The 15,962-nt window shown below is 67.4% G+C and carries 15 protein-coding genes; 7 read left to right on the top strand and 8 right to left on the bottom strand.

The window, feature by feature from the left end; genetic code table 11:
- From AC57B8_RS33900 to AC57B8_RS33920, 5 genes are all read left to right on the top strand, one after another.
- A complete protein-coding gene (locus AC57B8_RS33900; RefSeq protein WP_159278031.1) occupies positions 1-3,072 on the top strand; it encodes a pilus assembly protein in 3,072 nt (1,023 codons plus the stop codon).
- 4 nt (positions 3,073-3,076) lie between these two features.
- On the top strand, positions 3,077-3,613 hold the full coding sequence (locus AC57B8_RS33905) for a GspH/FimT family pseudopilin (protein ID WP_253252313.1): 537 nt from the start codon (positions 3,077-3,079) through the stop codon (positions 3,611-3,613).
- 119 nt (positions 3,614-3,732) lie between these two features.
- Positions 3,733-4,581, top strand: coding sequence for a DUF6502 family protein (locus AC57B8_RS33910; RefSeq protein ID WP_492694320.1), 849 nt, complete (start codon positions 3,733-3,735; stop codon positions 4,579-4,581).
- Positions 4,578-5,954: a DUF5666 domain-containing protein gene (locus AC57B8_RS33915; RefSeq protein WP_496482059.1), complete on the top strand. Its 1,377-nt coding sequence runs from the start codon at positions 4,578-4,580 to the stop codon at positions 5,952-5,954. The genes AC57B8_RS33910 and AC57B8_RS33915 overlap by 4 nt, the downstream gene beginning before the upstream one ends.
- Before the next feature lie 92 nt (positions 5,955-6,046).
- Positions 6,047-7,339, top strand: coding sequence for an FAD-dependent oxidoreductase (locus tag AC57B8_RS33920; RefSeq protein ID WP_496482060.1), 1,293 nt, complete (start codon positions 6,047-6,049; stop codon positions 7,337-7,339).
- Between the two features lie 22 nt (positions 7,340-7,361).
- On the opposite strand, the gene AC57B8_RS33925 is transcribed toward AC57B8_RS33920, so the two are convergent.
- The 4 genes from AC57B8_RS33925 to AC57B8_RS33940 form a co-directional block, all read right to left on the bottom strand.
- Positions 7,362-7,919 (bottom strand): C40 family peptidase, encoded by a 558-nt coding sequence (locus AC57B8_RS33925; RefSeq protein WP_369631810.1) that lies wholly within the window; start codon positions 7,917-7,919, stop codon positions 7,362-7,364.
- Between the two features lie 105 nt (positions 7,920-8,024).
- The gene (locus AC57B8_RS33930) at positions 8,025-8,672 is read right to left on the bottom strand and encodes a DUF938 domain-containing protein (RefSeq protein WP_496482260.1); all 648 of its coding nucleotides are present in this window, start codon (positions 8,670-8,672) and stop codon (positions 8,025-8,027) included.
- Positions 8,673-8,820: 148 nt separating this feature from the next.
- Positions 8,821-9,495 carry a tRNA-uridine aminocarboxypropyltransferase gene (locus AC57B8_RS33935; RefSeq protein WP_496482061.1) on the bottom strand — a complete coding sequence of 225 codons (675 nt, stop codon included), beginning with the start codon at positions 9,493-9,495 and terminating at the stop codon, positions 8,821-8,823.
- A 347-nt stretch (positions 9,496-9,842) separates the two neighbouring features.
- Positions 9,843-10,055, bottom strand: coding sequence for a hypothetical protein (locus tag AC57B8_RS33940; RefSeq protein WP_062472154.1), 213 nt, complete (start codon positions 10,053-10,055; stop codon positions 9,843-9,845).
- Between the two features lie 585 nt (positions 10,056-10,640).
- Between AC57B8_RS33940 and AC57B8_RS33945 the strand changes: the two genes are divergently transcribed.
- Both AC57B8_RS33945 and AC57B8_RS33950 read left to right on the top strand, forming a co-directional pair.
- Positions 10,641-11,381 (top strand): Crp/Fnr family transcriptional regulator, encoded by a 741-nt coding sequence (locus AC57B8_RS33945; RefSeq protein WP_496482062.1) that lies wholly within the window; start codon positions 10,641-10,643, stop codon positions 11,379-11,381.
- A gap of 114 nt (positions 11,382-11,495) precedes the next feature.
- Positions 11,496-12,203, top strand: coding sequence for a Crp/Fnr family transcriptional regulator (locus AC57B8_RS33950; RefSeq protein ID WP_062472158.1), 708 nt, complete (start codon positions 11,496-11,498; stop codon positions 12,201-12,203).
- A gap of 19 nt (positions 12,204-12,222) precedes the next feature.
- On the opposite strand, the gene AC57B8_RS33955 is transcribed toward AC57B8_RS33950, so the two are convergent.
- From AC57B8_RS33955 to AC57B8_RS33970, 4 genes are all read right to left on the bottom strand, one after another.
- A complete protein-coding gene (locus tag AC57B8_RS33955; protein ID WP_062472160.1) occupies positions 12,223-12,483 on the bottom strand; it encodes a DUF1488 family protein in 261 nt (86 codons plus the stop codon).
- Positions 12,484-13,252: 769 nt separating this feature from the next.
- On the bottom strand, positions 13,253-13,495 hold the full coding sequence (locus tag AC57B8_RS33960; RefSeq protein WP_496482063.1) for a hypothetical protein: 243 nt from the start codon (positions 13,493-13,495) through the stop codon (positions 13,253-13,255).
- A gap of 382 nt (positions 13,496-13,877) precedes the next feature.
- Positions 13,878-14,552 carry a response regulator transcription factor gene (locus AC57B8_RS33965; protein WP_496482064.1) on the bottom strand — a complete coding sequence of 225 codons (675 nt, stop codon included), beginning with the start codon at positions 14,550-14,552 and terminating at the stop codon, positions 13,878-13,880.
- Between the two features lie 5 nt (positions 14,553-14,557).
- On the bottom strand, positions 14,558-15,922 hold the full coding sequence (locus AC57B8_RS33970) for a cache domain-containing protein (protein WP_496482065.1): 1,365 nt from the start codon (positions 15,920-15,922) through the stop codon (positions 14,558-14,560).
- Positions 15,923-15,962 lie beyond the last annotated feature (40 nt).

The following is a 15,962-nucleotide window of genomic DNA, read 5'->3' on the forward strand; positions in this document are numbered from 1 at the left end:
ATGACAAGGAAACTACTCACCACGCTGTGGGCCGCCGTGCTGCTCGCGCTGCCGATACAGGCTGCGCAGGCGGAGGACATCGATCTCTTCGTGGGCTACAACCCCGTCGCCGCGCAGTCCCCCAACGTGCTGTTCGTGCTGGACAACACGGCCAACTGGAACCAGCCCTTCACGGCCGAGATCGCCGCGCTCTCCAACGCATTCGCCAGCCTGAAGGACGCCCGGTTCAAGGTCGGCCTGATGATGTTCACGGAGACCGGCCAGGGCAACTCGAACACCGACGGTGGTTACGTGCGCGCCGCAGTCCGCACGCTCGATGCACCCACCAAGGACAAGTACAGCGCCATGATCAGAGGCCTCGACAAGGTCGGCGACAAGTCCAACGGCGGCAAGGCCGGCAAGACCATGGCGGAGGTCTACCGCTACCTGTCCAGCGGCGCGCCGATCGCCGGCAACGGCAAGGTCAAGACCGACTACGCCGGCAACGTGAGCGGCACCGCGGCATCGAAGGCCATCTATGCGCTGCCGCGCAACGCGCTCGCCAGCTTCAACGCCAACGCCTACGTCGGCCCGAGCACCGAGAACTGCACCGGCACGTTCGTCATCTACATCAGCAACGGCGCGGCGCAGGACAACAACAACGACAACCAGCTGTCGAACGAGGCGCTGCGCGCCGCCGGCGGCAGCACCGCCCAGATCACCCTGGGCACCAGCGGCTCGCAGGACAACACGGCCGATGAATGGGCGCGCTTCCTGCAGACCAACATGGGCGTGAAGGTCTACACCATCGAGGCCGCCAAGGCCGACCAGGGCCAGGGGCCGGGCTGGACCGCGCTGATGCAGAGCGTCGCCAAGGAGAGCAAGGGCGAGTACTACGACATCACCGGCAAGCCCGAACTCGGCGCCGCGCTCGGCGAAGCGCTGGACGACATCTTCAGCAAGATCCAGTCGGTCAACAGCGTGTTCTCCTCGGTGAGCCTGCCCGTGAGCGTGAACACGCAGGGCACCTACCTGAACCAGGTGTTCGTCGGCATGTTCCGCCCCGACCAGGACGCGTTTCCGCGCTGGAACGGCAACCTCAAGCAGTACAAGCTCGGGCTGGACAGCAGCAACCAGTTGGTCCTGCAGGACGCCGTTGGCGCCAACGCCATCAACAACCAGACCGGCTTCGTGGCACCGTGCGCGCGCGCCTTCTGGACGCCGGCCCCCAGCACCACCGACACCTACTGGAGCTTCCGCAAGTCCGGCGACTGCATTGGCAAAGAGGCCGCAGACAGCCCCGACGGCAACGTGGTGGAGAAAGGCGCGCAAGGCTACATGCTGCGCGGAATTTTGCCGGACAGCCGCAACATGAAGACCTGTGCGCCTGGTGGCTGCACGGCGCTCACAGCGTTCAACGCCGGCAACACCGACATCACCCGCGCCGCCCTGGGCACGGCCGACGCCACCGAGCATGCGAAGCTGATCAACTGGGTGCGCGGCCTGGACAACCTGGGCGACGAAAGGCCCAACGCCCAGGGCAACCCAGTGCCCTCGAGCGCCATGCGGCCTTCGGTGCACGGCGACGTGGTGCACTCGCGCCCGGTGGCCATCAACTACGGCACCGACGCCGCACCTCAGGTGGTGGTGTTCTACGGCGGCAACGACGGTGTGCTGCGCGCCATCAACGGCAACCGCAACACGGCCATCGGCGGGGCCGCCGCAGGCTCCGAGCTGTGGTCGTTCATGCCGCCCGAGTTCTACGGCAGCCTCAAGCGCCTGTACGACAACAGCACGCGCATCAACTTCCCCGAGCTGCCCGTGAGCATGGGCGCGGTGGCGCCCAAGCCCTATGGCATGGACGGTCCCGTGGCCGCCTACCGCCAGGGCAGCAACACCTGGCTCTATGCCAGCATGCGCCGCGGCGGCCGGCTGATCTACGCCTTCGACGTGTCCTCGCCCGCAACGCCCACGCTCAAGTGGCGCAAGGGCTGCCCGAACCAGAACGACGACACCGGCTGCGACACCGACTTCGACGGCATCGGCCAGACCTGGTCGGCCCCGAAGGTGTTGCGCGCCAACGGCTACGGCAGCGCCAACAGTCCGCTGCTGATCTTCGGCGGCGGCTACGACAAGTGCGAAGACGTCGACACCAACAGCGCCGCCCAGGCCTGCGGCAGCGGCGTGAAGGGCAACCGCATCTACGTGCTCGACGCCGACACCGGAGCGCAGCTCAAGATGTTCACCACGGCACGCCCCGTGGTCGGCGAAGTGACGGTGGTCACCGACGCGCTCGGCGTCGCCAAGATCGCCTATGCCGCCGACCTGGGCGGCAACGTGTACCGCATCGCCATCGGCAGCGCGGCACCGTCCGCCTGGGGCATCACGAAGATTGCTTCGCTCGGCTGCGACACCGTGACCACCTGCACGCCCAACCGCAAGTTCATGTTCGCGCCCGACGTGCTGGAAGACAACGGCGCGTACGTCGTGCTGCTCGGCTCGGGCGACCGCGAGAAGCCGCTGCGCTACTACAACGTCGCGCTCGGCGTGTCCAACCGCTTCTACATGCTCGTGGACAAGCCCACCGCCGGCACCTGGCTGACCAGCGAGGCCGACCGCTGCGGCACCGGCAACGAGGTGCTGTGCCATGCCTCGCTGCAGGCCATCACCACCGCCGAGAACCCGACGTCCACCGACCTCGCCACCAAGAAGGGCTGGTACCTTGCACTGGCCGCGGGCGAGCAGGTCGTGACCGGCTCGGTCACCGCCTACGGCACCACCACCTTCAACACCCACACGCCCACCGCCCCCAACACGCAGACGTGCAAGGCCGACCTCGGCACCGCACGCGTCTACAACGTGTCGTATGTCGATGCCGCCGCCCAGGGCACCAACGGCCGTTTCCAGAACGTGGTGGGCGGCGGCCTCGCGCCCTCGCCTGCCGTATTCCGCGTGCAGCTCGATGGCAACGGCGGCATGCGCGACGTGGTGATCGGCGCCAACCCCGACTCCTTCCTCAGCCCCAAGGGCACCGCCCCCAAGGCCGCCTTCAAGCAGCCCAAGGGCCGGGTCTACTGGTTCATCCAGAAGTAAAGCCGTGCACCCGCGCATGCGCAACCACCACCCCAGGCAGGCCCGCAACCGGCCGCGCGGCTTCACGCTCATCGAGCTGATGGTCACGCTGGCCGTGCTGGTGGTGCTGATCGCCATTGCCGTGCCCTCGTTCGACGGCATCCGGCTGTCCACCCGCCTGAGCAGCTACAGCACCGCGCTGGTCGCCGGCAGCCAGCTGGCGCGCAGCGAGGCCATCAAGCGCAACGCGCCCGTCACCCTGTGCGCCTCGGCCAACGGCACCAGCTGCAGCACCAACGGGCAGTGGGAAGCCGGCTGGATCGTGCGCAGCGACACGCAGGTGCTGCGCGTCGAGCCCGCGGCCGCCAGCGGCTACCGGCTGCGCGAGGCCGATGGCGCCAGCGCCATCGTGTTCCAGGCCACCGGCCTGGGCGCCGGCCGGAGCAGCATCACCATCTGCCGCGCCACCCCGAGCGCCGACCAGTCGCGCGCCGTGAGCATCAGCGCCACGGGACGCACCACCGTCACCCGGTCCAGCGGCGGCACCTGCGCCGCGACCTGACCCCGGCCGGCCGAGGGGGTCCGCCGGACGAACGACAATAGGGCCCTGTGGCAAGCCCGGGCGCCGGTCCCGCCTCTCTTGCCTTGACGACCATCACCAGGAACAACGCTCCCGCATTCATGGAACACCGGCTGGACTGGGCCCTTGCCGCCTGCGCTCGCATCCTCAGGCCCGTGGTCCGGCTGGCGCTGGGCATGGGCGTCAAGCACCCGCACCTCGAAGCCCTGCTGCGCGACCTGCTCATCGAGGAAGCCCAGCGCACCTGGCGCGCCCAGGGCGTGACCAAGCCCAACCTCAGCCAGATTTCGGTCACCACCGGGCTGAACCGCAAGGTCGTCACCGCCAAGGTCCGCGCCACCGTCGACCCGCTGCCCCACACCGAGCTGTCAGCGGCCGCCAAGACTTTTACGTTGTGGTTACAGATGACCACCGACGACGACACCCTGCGCCGCCTGCCCGTCGTCACCGAGGGTGACGGGCCCTCGTTCGAGCGCGTGGCCCGCCTGGCCAGCCGGGGCAACGTGCACCACCGCACCATCCTCGACGAGCTGGTGCGCCTGCAGATGGTGGCCGAGAGCGACGGCAGCGCCGAACTCACGGCCGACGGCTTCGTGCCGGTGGAAGACCTGCAGTCGATGCTCGCCTTCCTGGGCGACAACGGCCGCGACCACCTGCTGGCCGCCGTCTCCAACACCCTGGGCGAGACGCCCCGCATGCTCGAGCGCGCCGTGTACGCGCGCGGGCTCACGCTGGCCGACTGCACGGCCATCGAACGCCTCGTGCGCGAACGCTGGGCCGGCCTGCACCACGAGCTGGCCCGCGAGATGACCGAAGCCGTCGACCGCGTGCCCCCCGAGGCCAAGGCCACCGCGAAGGCACGCATCCGCGTCGGCATCTACACGTATTACGAAGACGAAGAAGGCGCGCCCGCCCCCGGCGCGCCCCAGCACAACGAGTCCCCCCGATGAACACGCCTCCCCTCTCCTTGCGACTCGTGCGCGGCCTGCTGATGGCCGGCGCCATGGCCCTGCTTCTGTCCTGCGGGGGAGGCGGCGGTGGCAGTGGAGGCGGCGGCACACTGGGTTTCGGCACCGCCGGCACCACGGCCACCGGTAACGGCAACGGCGGTGGGGGCGGCGACGGCGGCTCGGGTGACGCCGGCTCCGGCAGCGGCACGGGCAACGGCAGCACCGGAAGCACCGGCGGCGGCGACAGCACCGCCGGCAACACCAACGGCGACGGCTCGGGCGTGGGCTCCGGCGGCACCGGCGTGACCGCCGACGCCGCCGGCATCGGCGCAGCCGACGGCCTGGGCAGCGTGATCCTCAACGGCCTGCGCTACAACACCGACAGCGCCACCTTCAGCCTCGAGGACACCACCGAGCTGCAGATCGGCATGAGCGCGCGCATCGCCGGCAAGGTCGACGCCGACTTCAACAACGGCATCGCCGCCACGGTCGTCTCGGCCGCCGAGCTGCGCGGCGCCGTGTCGGCCATCGACCTGAAGGACGGCAGCTTCACCGTGATGGGCGCCCGCGTGAGCACCGACAACGCCACCGTCTGGGGCGACGCCAAGGGCGCCACCGACCTCGTCGACGGTGCCGTGGTGCAGGTGTGGGGCCTGCCCGCCGCCCCGGGCATCCTGCGCGCCACGCGCGTCCAGGTGGCGCCCGCCACCACCGCCCCGCTGGTGACCGGCACCGTGCAGAACCTCGACCGCGGCGGCCAGCAGTTCACGCTCGGCCTGCTGACCGTCGACTTCGCCAGCGCCGCCTTCGGCCCCGGCATCGACGCCGCCAGCCTGGCCAACGGCGCCATCGTCCGCGTGCGCGGCACGGCGGCACCGGCCGCCGGCCGCTTCACCGCCACCCAGGTGCAGGGCTGGTACGCCATTCCCTCGGCCGACGGCATCGCGCTGCAGCTGGCCGGCGTAATCACCGACTTCGCCGCGCTCGGCGACTTCCGCGTCCTGGGCAACAAGATCGACGCGCGCAACGCCCAGATCACCGGCGGGCCCAGCGGCTCCATCGGCAACGGCGTGAAGGTCGAGGTCGACGGTTTCCTCTCGGGCCAGGTGCTCGTGGTCAAGAAACTGCGCATCCGCCACGTGCCCGGCACCGGCGGTCCGGTGTCGTTCACCGTGATCGGCGCCATCGGCGGTTACGTGTCGGCCGCCGACTTCACCGTGCGCGGCCAGCGCGTGGATGCCGGCGGCTCCGGTACCATCTTCGAAAACGGCACCGCCGCAGACCTGGGCAACGGCAAGCGCGTGACCGTCGTCGGCGACCGCGTGGTCGACGGCGTGCTCATCGCCCAAAGCGTGAGCTTCATGCAGCCCTGAGGTCCGGGCCCCGGCGGGTCCGGCCGCGCAGTGCATGCACCGCGCACCCCACAGGCCACGCCACCCATGGCGCGACCGGATCGATCGGAGCCATGGACACCCACACCACCTCTGCGCCCGCTCCCACCACGTCGCCCCGCTGCTGCATCGCCGGCGGCGGCCCGGCCGGCATGGTGCTGGGCCTGCTGCTTGCGCGCGCGGGCGTGCCCGTCGTCGTGCTCGAGAAACACCTCGACTTCCTGCGCGACTTTCGGGGCGACACCGTGCACCCCTCGACCCTCGAAGTGCTGCACGAACTCGGCCTGCTCGACGCCTTCTTGCAGCGCCCGCACAACCGCATCGAAGAACTGCGCGGCACCTATGAGGGCCGCGGCGTGACCATTGCCGACTTCAGGCGGCTGCCCACGCACGCCCGCTTCCTCGTGCTCATGCCGCAGTGGGAGTTCCTGGACTTCATGTGCGACGAGGCGCGGCGCTACCCCGGCTTCGAGCTGTGGACCGACGCCGAGGCCATCGGCCTGCTGCAGGACAAGGGCCGCGTCAACGGCGTGAAAGTGCGCGTCGGCGCCCGCAGCCCCGACAGCGGCGGCCCGAAGGACATCGAGCTGCACGCCTCCCTCATCGTGGCCGCCGACGGCCGCCACTCCACCTTGCGTGACGCGGCGGCGCTGCCGCACATCAGCTACGGCGCGCCCATCGACGTGCTGTGGATGCGCCTTCCCAAGCTCCCCGGCGACCCCGAAGCCACCGGCGGCCACATCGCCGCGGGCCACCTCCTGGTGACGCTCAACCGCGGCGACTACTGGCAATGCGCCTTCGTCATCCGCAAGGGCGGCAGCGCCGAACTGCAGTCGCGCGGCATTGCCGCCTTCCACGCCGAGATCGCGCGCATCGCGCCCTTCTTCGCCACGCGCCTGCCCGAGGCCCTGCCCGACTGGGAGGCCGTGAAGCTGCTCGAAGTGACCGTCGACCGGCTCGAATCGTGGTCGTGCCCCGGCCTGCTGTGCATCGGCGACGCCGCGCACGCCATGTCGCCCGTGGGCGGCGTCGGCATCAACCTCGCCGTGCAGGACGCCGTGGCCGCCGCCAACCTGCTGGCCGCGTCGCTGGCCGGCAGCGCCACCGACAAGGAAATCGACAACCTGCTGCCCCAGCTGCAGCGCCGCCGCGAATGGCCCGTGCGCGTCACCCAGGCCGCGCAGCGGCTCGTGCAGGACCGCGTGCTGATGCCCGTGCTCAGCCGCAAGGCAGCTGCATCGACCGCGCCCCGCCCCATGCCCTGGCCCCTGCGCCTGCTGGGGCGCTGGCCGTGGCTGCGCACCCTGCCGGCGCGCGCCGTGGGCATCGGCGTGCGGCCGGAACACGTGCAGTCGCCGCGCGCGTAACGCGCGAGCCGGGTTCGCCGGATCAGCCGGGCCGGCGCGCCTGCGTCGGCTGGCGCGACCAGTACACGCCGTCGAGCCGGTCGAGCCGCACCTCGCCGCCCGTGGACGGTGCGTGCACGAAACGCCCGTCGCCCACATAGATGCCCGCATGCGTGGGCGACGCCGAGCCGAACAACACGAGGTCGCCCGAGCGAAGCTCCGACATCGGCACCGGCCGACCGAAGCCCGCCATGCGCGACACCGTGCGCGGCGGCACCTGCCCCACGCTGTGGCGGTACACGTAGCCGATGAGCCCGCTGCAATCGAAGCCGCCCTCGGGCGAGTTGCCGCCATAGCGGTACGGCGTGCCGACCAGCCCCAGCGCATGGATCGTGATGCTGTTCGACTGCTCCGACGTCAACGGCGGGATGTTGCTGCTCGGAACCGAACCACCGGGCGCACGCGTCGACGGCGGGCTCGCGCAGCCGATGGCCAGGAGGCAGGCGGTGACGGCGGGAATCAGTCGGAACAGGAGCCGCTGCTGCAGCAGCGACAGCGATGCGGGGGAATGGGGAGGCGTCGGCAATGGTGTGTCGAGCATGGGCGCAGGCCGGTCTTGTGGACGTGGCCCGACTCTAGCGCGAGTGGGCCGGATCGCAATGCAGAGCCCCTTGGCGGGCGACAATGCCCTCGCCCTTCATCGCCATCAACTGAAGCCGAAGACCAGCAGCAGGTTGTTCGCAGGCATCGCGTGCCGCTCGCGCAATGCGAGACCGACGCGACGCGCCTCCGCCACCACGTCGTCGAGACGACGAATGCCCCACGCGGGATTGCGCGCGCGCAGGTCTTCGTCGAACGCCAGATTGCTCGGTGCCGTGGGGCCGTGCTGTGCTTCGTCTTCGAAGTAAGGCCCGTAGGTGATCAGCACGCCGGTGCCGGCACGCAGATGCCGCGCGGCACCGGCCATGAGCGCGGCGCAGGTGGGCCAGGGTGCAATGTGCAGCATGTTGGCGCAGTAGATGGCGTCGAACTTTTCTTCCTCTTCGCCTTCCTGAACGAACGCGGGGCCTTGCGAGGGCCACTGCGGCGCCATCACGTCGAGCAGCAGCGGTGGACGCAGATTGGGCAGCGCGGCTTGCTCGACGCGACTGGCGATCGCGGGGATCGAGCGGGCGTCTGCGTCGGTGGGCTGCCAGGTCCATGAAGGCATGGCGGCGGCGAAACAGGCGGCGTGTTGGCCTGTGCCGGAGGCGATTTCCAAGGCGGTGCCGCGCTCACCGAGGATGTGAGTCAGGGCATCGAGGATGGGTTGTTTGTTGCGGTCGGCGGCGGGGCTGAAAGGGAGGTCGGGCATCACGAGAAGCTTCGGGCAGGTACAACTTACAGGGTATCAAAGCAAGATCGCTCAGATCCGTTTCGTAGTTCCGCAATGTCGGCAATGCAGCGATTGCCGTCGTTGGCGCCTGCGAGACGAATAGGTACTATCGGCCACAACCGGACATTCACCTGGTCGCTTGAATGAACCCTGTATCCCTTGATCGAGGGCAGGGCTTATCAGTTTGCGCGTTTCGCTGCCCGCCAGCCTGCTCCAAGTACTCGACAAACCCGTCGAAGGCATTCAACAAGGGCTGGAACCGCGCCGCACCGCCTTCCAGTTGGCACAAGGCGTAGCAGGTCGCCTCCAGCGTGGACAGTTGGTCGGGCCCATGGGCTTTGCGGATACGGTAGTGCGAAGGCGGCAGGTTGTGCAGGGCCAAGCGGGGCAACTGTTGCAGTGGCGGGCTTTGGTAGAGCATCTTTCGGCTTTTGCGCCAAGTGCCGTCCAGCACGACCAGGCGCAGGCGCGATGGGGCTTGCGGCCACTCGGGCGGTAGCGGGGGTGGGACTCGCAGGTCCGGGGCGGTATCTTGCAGACTGTCCGGGTACAGCAGCAGCGTGTGCTTGCCGTCCTCCGGCCAGACGGGTACGGCAAATGCCTCACCCACCACCAAGCGGCAGTGCGCCAAGCTGAGGTGCAGCAGGCGGGCACTGCCTTTGGCCTGGTGTACCTCCAACGGGTGCTGCAGCACTAGTACCTCCACCGTGTGGGCAGTGGGCGCGACCCAGCGGCAAATGCAGGCGCTGAGCGGGCGCAGGCAAGCGGTGCACTGGGGGCGTGGGACTACAGCGGCGGACATGGTTGGGTTTTATTCAGCGTGCCTGGCTAGACAATGCGTGGAAGGAGATGTCTCTTAGTGGCGCGACGACCGGCAGCTTTGGACAATGTCGGAAGACCGCAGTGGGCCCTATGCCGTCCTACAACCAGCAGTCGAGAAAGTCCGCTTCGCAGCGATTGTAGAAATCGACCGCGAAGCGACGGACGTCTGCTTTGAGTTCAATGGCGCATCGCACTCGCATGAGCCCATGTGGCCCCCCCAATCAAGATCGCCGGCCGTAAGCAAGGGGTAGCCTCCCGCGTCAGAAAAATCTACCCCCGAAAATCCCTGCTGCCATTCGCCGCCGACGTAGAGATCAATGCAGCCTCTCAGGGTTTTGAGAACTTCTTGTTGGGAAACCACCGGAAGATGTTGTCGCAGCGGTTGTTGGCGAGCCTCACGAACAGGTAGCCAGACTCTGCGTTGCCGAGCGCATCAACGGGGATTCCTGCGCCGCGAAGGGCTGCGACTTCGGCGTCCGCGTCAATGTCGAAGGGCAAGCTGAGAGTCACCGTCGCTGTGTGCACGAGAAGCTTGGCCATGCTACGGGCTCAATGCGCTTGTTCCGATGCAGCATGCCTTTTGGGCGTCACGCGCATCACGGTGGCCCGGCCTGAACAGACGACTCGCCCACGTGGGTACAGCGGGGGACGGAGGTTCGGCCTCGTTCAGCCCCGCGCTGCGCAGCACTCCGCGCATTCGAGTCTCCTCCAGATCATCGGTCGGCACAGGCGGTCGCGCGCGGCAAAAGCGGCGAAGCAGATGTATAGGCATTGGATTTCCCGGGTCTGTGTTGGGCGGCAGCGTTGACTGCTGAGAACGTGCGGCCACCCAACCATGCGCCCGAAACCCACGCACCGGTCGGTACAGGATTCGGGGCAATTGACGGCCGTACAAGCAAGTGCGCGCCAGGTTCTCGGTGTCGATTTCCGCGGGGCTCATGGCGTACATGGGGTTGCTCTCCAAAGCGAGGTTCTGGGGGGGCCCACGCTAGCCAGAAAGTGAGTCCCTGACTGTTCGCTGGCGCACCAAGCCCCCCAAAAAAATGTCCCGACGATTGGTACGCCAGCGCACAGACGCCGGATTTCAGTCGCAGAATCATGAAAATTTGGAAGCAGATCTCGCCCATGGCATTGCCTCCTCGTTCTTCTTCGTTGCGTCGGGCCGCCGCACACAACGAACTGCTGGATGCCATCCCTCTCGAGGTGATGGCCCGAATGGAGCCGTTCCTGGAATTGGTGCCGCTGCGTCTCGGGGAGGTGCTCTACGAGTCGGGGGTGGTGCAGCGACACGTTTTCTTCCCCGTCGATTGCATCGTCTCCCCGCTGTACGTGCTGGAGAACGGGCAGTCGGCGGAGATCGCGGTCGTCGGCTTCGAAGGCATGGTGGGCGTGTCGCTCCTGATGGGCGGAGGTAGCACCCCCAATCGTGCCGTGGTGCAAAGTGCAGGCAAGGCCTTCAGGCTGAGTGCCACCCACGTTCAGGAGCTGACGGACAAGGGGGGGCCGTTGCTTCACCTCTTGCTGCGCTACACCCAGTCGCTCATCACCCAGATGTCGCAAACGGCGGTGTGCAACCGGCATCATTCGCTCGAGCAGCAGCTGTGCCGCTGGCTGTTGTTGAGCCTGGACAGATTGCCGGGCAATGAACTGGTCATGACGCAGGAGCTGATCGCCAACATGCTCGGCGTGCGACGCGAAGGCGTCACGGAGGCGGCAGGCAAGTTGCAGCGCCTGAACCTGATCAAGTACGCCCGAGGTCACATTACGGTGCTCGACCGCCCGGGCCTGGAACAGCAGGTGTGTGAATGCTATGAGGTCGTGAAGCGCGAAACGGATCGGCTGCTGCCTCGCCAAGTGGCAAGCTGATTCGCCGCGCCGACGGTCACGCTCGGTGCGCCGCCGCACAGACGTGAGCCATCGCATCGGCAACAATGCGGCGGGTCACGCATTTTCGCGCTGGCCCCTCTCACCAGGGGCTCTGTGACATCCCATCCGACCCGCCCCATTCACAACCGTCTGCTCGAAGTGCTGCCGCCGATGGTGAGGGCGCGTCTGCTCGAAAAATGCGAGAGCGTGCCATTGGCCGCGGCCCAGACGCTCTACGAGCCGGGCGATGCCATCCACCACATCCACTTCCCCACGAGCGCCTTTGTTTCGCTGGTTTCCACGGCGGACGGCCACGACGGCCTGCAAACAGGCTTGGTGGGCAACGAGGGCGCCTTGGGCTACGAACTGTCGCTGGGTGTTCAGAGCGCACCGTTGCGAGCGTTCGTTCAAGGCGGCGGTCTGGCCTGGCGCCTGACAGCGCAGTCCTTTGCTCAGGAACTGGAGCACAACACGATGCTCAGGCGTGTTCTCAACCGCTACGTCTGTGTGCTGCTGATGGAACTGGGCCGCTCGGGCCTGTGCAACCGCTTCCATCTGATCGAGGAGCGCCTGGCGCGGTGGCTACTGACCACGCAGGATTGCGCGCACTCCGCACACCTGGCACTGACTCATGAAGTACTGGGTCGCATGCTGGGGGTGCGCAGGGTCGGCATCACCAATGCAGCGACGGCACTGCACGAGCGTCGGCTGATCGAATACCGCCGTGGCGCCATCACGATCACGGATCGCCAGGGACTGGAAAATGCGGCGTGCGATTGCTATCGGGCCAACCAGCGCAACTACGCACGGTTGATCTCATGACAAGCGGCCTTCCTGCCATTCACACGGCAGGAACATGAAGATCGTTCTCCCGCAGCATCACCGGCTCCATGGCCCCCTGTGAGAGACGCCGCCGCACCGCAGCTTCAATCTCTTCGACATGGTGGCCGAAGGTTTCAAGCGGATCGGCGCTCTCGGATGTGTGAAAGTGATAGCGCAGCGCTTGGCTCCCGACGCTGGCACTCACGAACCGGTTGCCTTCCAGGTCCACCCAGAAGCGGACGGAGCCAGAGGCATCATGAAAGTAGGGAGCATCGGACATTGCGAGAATCTTTCTTGGGGGCGGCTGTGCACTATCACACGCTTGGCGCTTCGCGGCCGTAAGACAACGGGAGTTGATCGCTCCGCAGGCCCAAGTGCTTGGCCTTTGCCATGAAATCCAGCGAGGTGACGGCCCGCCGGCATCGAGGTGCCGCTCTTGATGGGCGGGTGCTTAAGCTTCCTCTACCAGCGCCGGATGGCCGTCAACCAGATCATCGCGCGCCTTTTGTTTTCGGTCTGTGCGCCAGCGCACGGTCAAAAAATCTCCTGCGCGGTAGTGTGGCGACTTCAACTTCTTCAACGGAGGGGCCCATGACACCTTCCCAGTTCACCGCCGAGTCGCTGCTTCGGACTTACCTCAGTGGGCGCAGCATGCCGAAAATCCTTCGTGACGCAATTGTGTGGTCGATCGAAGTTCGACTGGCCAGGGGCGACACGCCAACGCTCGACGAGACGCTGCGAACTGACATCGACAACCATGCTGTAGAGCCTCCTGGGCAACCGACCGTATGTGCCTTGTTGCGTCGCTTTGGCGAGACTGAAGACACAACGCATGCGAGCAGTCGCCCAAGCCACAGAGCGTTTGGAACCTCCGTTTATTGACACGCGCGCACCGGCTGGTTCGTGTCTACTTCAGTCAGACGGCTCGGGCAGATTTGCGAGGCGGAAGTCCCCGCCGGGTCGCAAAGCCGCCCTCGACGCATATCGCCCCGAGCGGCAGCAATCAGTCTGAAGCAGCCACCCCGGTATCCAATACCGGCGCCAAACTCTCACCCTCCCCCACTCTCCTGAAACAACGCCGCCGCATCCCGCGCCAAATCGGAAGCGATCCACAGCAGGTTGTCCCGATGCCCTGCCCCCGCATCTTCAAACCAGCCATCGCCGGCGCCGTAGCAGCACCACAGCAGTGAGTTCAGTTGTTCCAGCTTGCACTCCAGCAGGTCTGCTGCGCTGGGGGTGGTTGCTTGGGGAGAAGTCGGCCGGGGAGCCCGAGCCATAATTCGATCAGCCATTGGTGTGCTCGCTTTCCAAAGTTTGTGCACGTCATTTGGTTAGACGGTCATGGTGTTCGCGCACCGTGGCCGTCGCCTTTTGTGCCTCACGTTCGCATCGATCGATCTGCATCGATGGCCCGCCGTGAGGCGACGCGGTTCATTCATTCACTCAATCAGTCAGTGGTCCGTGGTGTGGTGTGTGCTGCCCTCCTCGCCCCCATAGCGGGTCGTTTCATCACAGGGGCATTCACTGTAGAGAAGTCCCGCCCGGCGCAGAGAGATATTTCGCCGAGGAATGCGCGGTTCGCGCAAGTAATCGCACTGCGGCAGCGGCGATTCACAAAGCCCTGACAGTCAGGCCCTGAAAGCAGGGCCCGAGCCCCGCATCGACAGCAGCGCCTCAGCCCTGCCCGCCGAATTCCCGCGCGTGTTCCACCGCGTACTTGATGAGCTCCGCCTGCCCTTCGATGCCCAGGCGCCGCTTGATGCTCTGGCGGTGCGCCTCCACGGTGCGCACGCTCAGGCCGAGGTCGCGCGCGATCTGCTTGCTCGATTCGCCGCGGCCGAGCGCGCTCAATATCTCGCTCTCGCGCGGCGTGAGCAGCGGGCGCGGGGTCTGGTTGCGAAAGAGTTTCTTCGACACGGCCGGGCTCAGGAAGGTGCCGCCCGCCGACACGGCCTCGATGGCCGCCACGATCTCCGCCGCCGGCGCGTCTTTCAGCACGTAGCCGCGCGCGCCGACCTGCAGGGCCTTCTGCACGTACTCGGGGTTGTCGTACATGCTGAGCATCACGATGTGCGGCGCGGGCTTCTGGTGCTGCGGCTGTTGTTGCAGCAGCAGCGCCGCCAGCTCGATGCCGTTCATGTCCTTCATGCCCACGTCCATGAGCACGAGGTGCGGCTGCGCGGGGCCGATGAGTGCCAGCGCCTCGGCCGCGCTGCCGGCCTCGCCCACGATCTCCAGGCCGGGCATGGCGCCCAGGCGCGCGCGCAGGCCGTCGCGCACCAGCGGGTGGTCGTCGACCAGGAACAGGCGCACGACAACAGGAGCAGCAGCGGCGGGGTCTTCTTTCATGGCCGCTATTCTGGCTTTGCGCGCCGCACGGGCACTTCGGCCACGATGGAGGTGTGGCCCCGGCCCGAGCGCATGCGCAGCCGGCCTTCGATGGACTCCATGCGCTCGCGCATGTTGCGCAGGCCGATGCCGCGATGCGGGTCGAGCTGCATGGCCTCGACGTTGAAGCCGACGCCGTCGTCGCTGATCTCCAGGCGCACCGCCTCTTCGTCGAAGCCCAGTGCGATGTGCACCTGCTGCGCACGCGCGTGTTTGCGCACATTGGTCAACGCTTCCTGCGTGACGCGAAAGAGCGCGGTCTTGGCTTCTTGCGACAGCTCGAAGGGTTCGCCCTCGACCATGATCGATGCGTCGACGCCGCCTTCTTCACCGAACTCGGCGCCCAGGCGCTCCAACGCGGCGGGCAGGCCCAGGGTGTCGAGCAGCGCGGGGCGCAGCCGGTGCGAGATGCGGCGCACCTCGGTGAGCGAATCGTTCAGCCGCTGCAGCGCCTTGCCGAGCGCGGGCGGCGGCGACTGGTGCGCGCGGTCGAGCTGCTCCACGGCCGATTCGATGAGCAGCTTGGCCGACACCAGCGTCTGGCTGGTGCCGTCGTGCAGTTCGCGCGCGAGGTGGCCGCGCTCTTCTTCCTGCGACTGCACCACGCGGCGCGCGAGCAGGCGCAGCTTGGCCTCGGCGGTGCGGTGCTCGCTGAGGTTGAGCAGCAACCCGGCCGCACTGACCACGCCCAGGCACAGCGCGGCGATGCCGGCGATCCACAGCAGCGTGGCGGTGACGTTGGCGTTCATCTGCCGGTCGAGGGTGTCCATGGTCGACTGGATGTCGTCCAGGTACAGGCCGGTGCCGACCATCCAGTTCCAGCGCGGCAGCGCGGTGACATAGCCGAGCTTGGGCGCCATCTGCGCGCTGGAGGGCTTGCGCCATTCGTACTCGACGAAGGCACCGCCCTTGTCGCGCGCGCCCTTGATCAGCTCCTGGATGGTGAAGCGGCCGTGCGAATCGCGCAGGTTCCACAGGTTCTGGCCGACCAGCTCGGGCTGGCGCGAGTGCATGAGCGAGTTGCCGTCCATGTCGTAGACGAAGAAGTAGCCGTCGTCGCCGTAGTTGAGCGTGGCCAGGCGGCGCAGGGCCTCGGTGCGCGTGGCCTCGTCGTCCAGCCCCGACTCGTACAGCGGCAGCAGGTTGCTCACGGCCAGGTCGACGTAGCTGCGCAGCTCGCTGCGGCGCTGGGCCATGTAGCTGCGCTCGATGAGCGCCCGCTCGCGCTGGGCCAGGTCGTGTTCCTGGTGACGCACAGCCAGGGCCACGAGCACCAGCGCGACCAGCAGGGGCGCAACGGCCAGCGCGACGATCTTGGTGCGGAGGTTCATCGGGGAGGGAGACTACCACTGGGGGTGGGCGGGGAGCTGA

Source organism: Variovorax sp. BGA-UO-ETr-C22 (assembly GCF_059567965.1).

Excerpts from the sequence above, each read along its gene's own strand:
- AC57B8_RS33930 (WP_496482260.1), bottom strand. The coding sequence starts at position 8,672 with ATGCCCGACCTCCCTTTCAGCCCCGCCGCCGACCGCAACAAACAACCC.
- AC57B8_RS33900 (WP_159278031.1), top strand. The coding sequence starts at position 1 with ATGACAAGGAAACTACTCACCACGCTGTGGGCCGCCGTGCTGCTCGCG.
- AC57B8_RS33970 (WP_496482065.1), bottom strand. The coding sequence starts at position 15,922 with ATGAACCTCCGCACCAAGATCGTCGCGCTGGCCGTTGCGCCCCTGCTG.
- AC57B8_RS33935 (WP_496482061.1), bottom strand. The coding sequence starts at position 9,495 with ATGTCCGCCGCTGTAGTCCCACGCCCCCAGTGCACCGCTTGCCTGCGC.
- AC57B8_RS33945 (WP_496482062.1), top strand. The coding sequence starts at position 10,641 with ATGGCATTGCCTCCTCGTTCTTCTTCGTTGCGTCGGGCCGCCGCACAC.
- AC57B8_RS33955 (WP_062472160.1), bottom strand. The coding sequence starts at position 12,483 with ATGTCCGATGCTCCCTACTTTCATGATGCCTCTGGCTCCGTCCGCTTC.
- AC57B8_RS33920 (WP_496482060.1), top strand. The coding sequence starts at position 6,047 with ATGGACACCCACACCACCTCTGCGCCCGCTCCCACCACGTCGCCCCGC.
- AC57B8_RS33965 (WP_496482064.1), bottom strand. The coding sequence starts at position 14,552 with ATGAAAGAAGACCCCGCCGCTGCTGCTCCTGTTGTCGTGCGCCTGTTC.
- AC57B8_RS33940 (WP_062472154.1), bottom strand. The coding sequence starts at position 10,055 with ATGGCCAAGCTTCTCGTGCACACAGCGACGGTGACTCTCAGCTTGCCC.
- AC57B8_RS33960 (WP_496482063.1), bottom strand. The coding sequence starts at position 13,495 with ATGGCTGATCGAATTATGGCTCGGGCTCCCCGGCCGACTTCTCCCCAA.
- AC57B8_RS33915 (WP_496482059.1), top strand. The coding sequence starts at position 4,578 with ATGAACACGCCTCCCCTCTCCTTGCGACTCGTGCGCGGCCTGCTGATG.
- AC57B8_RS33925 (WP_369631810.1), bottom strand. The coding sequence starts at position 7,919 with ATGCTCGACACACCATTGCCGACGCCTCCCCATTCCCCCGCATCGCTG.
- AC57B8_RS33910 (WP_492694320.1), top strand. The coding sequence starts at position 3,733 with ATGGAACACCGGCTGGACTGGGCCCTTGCCGCCTGCGCTCGCATCCTC.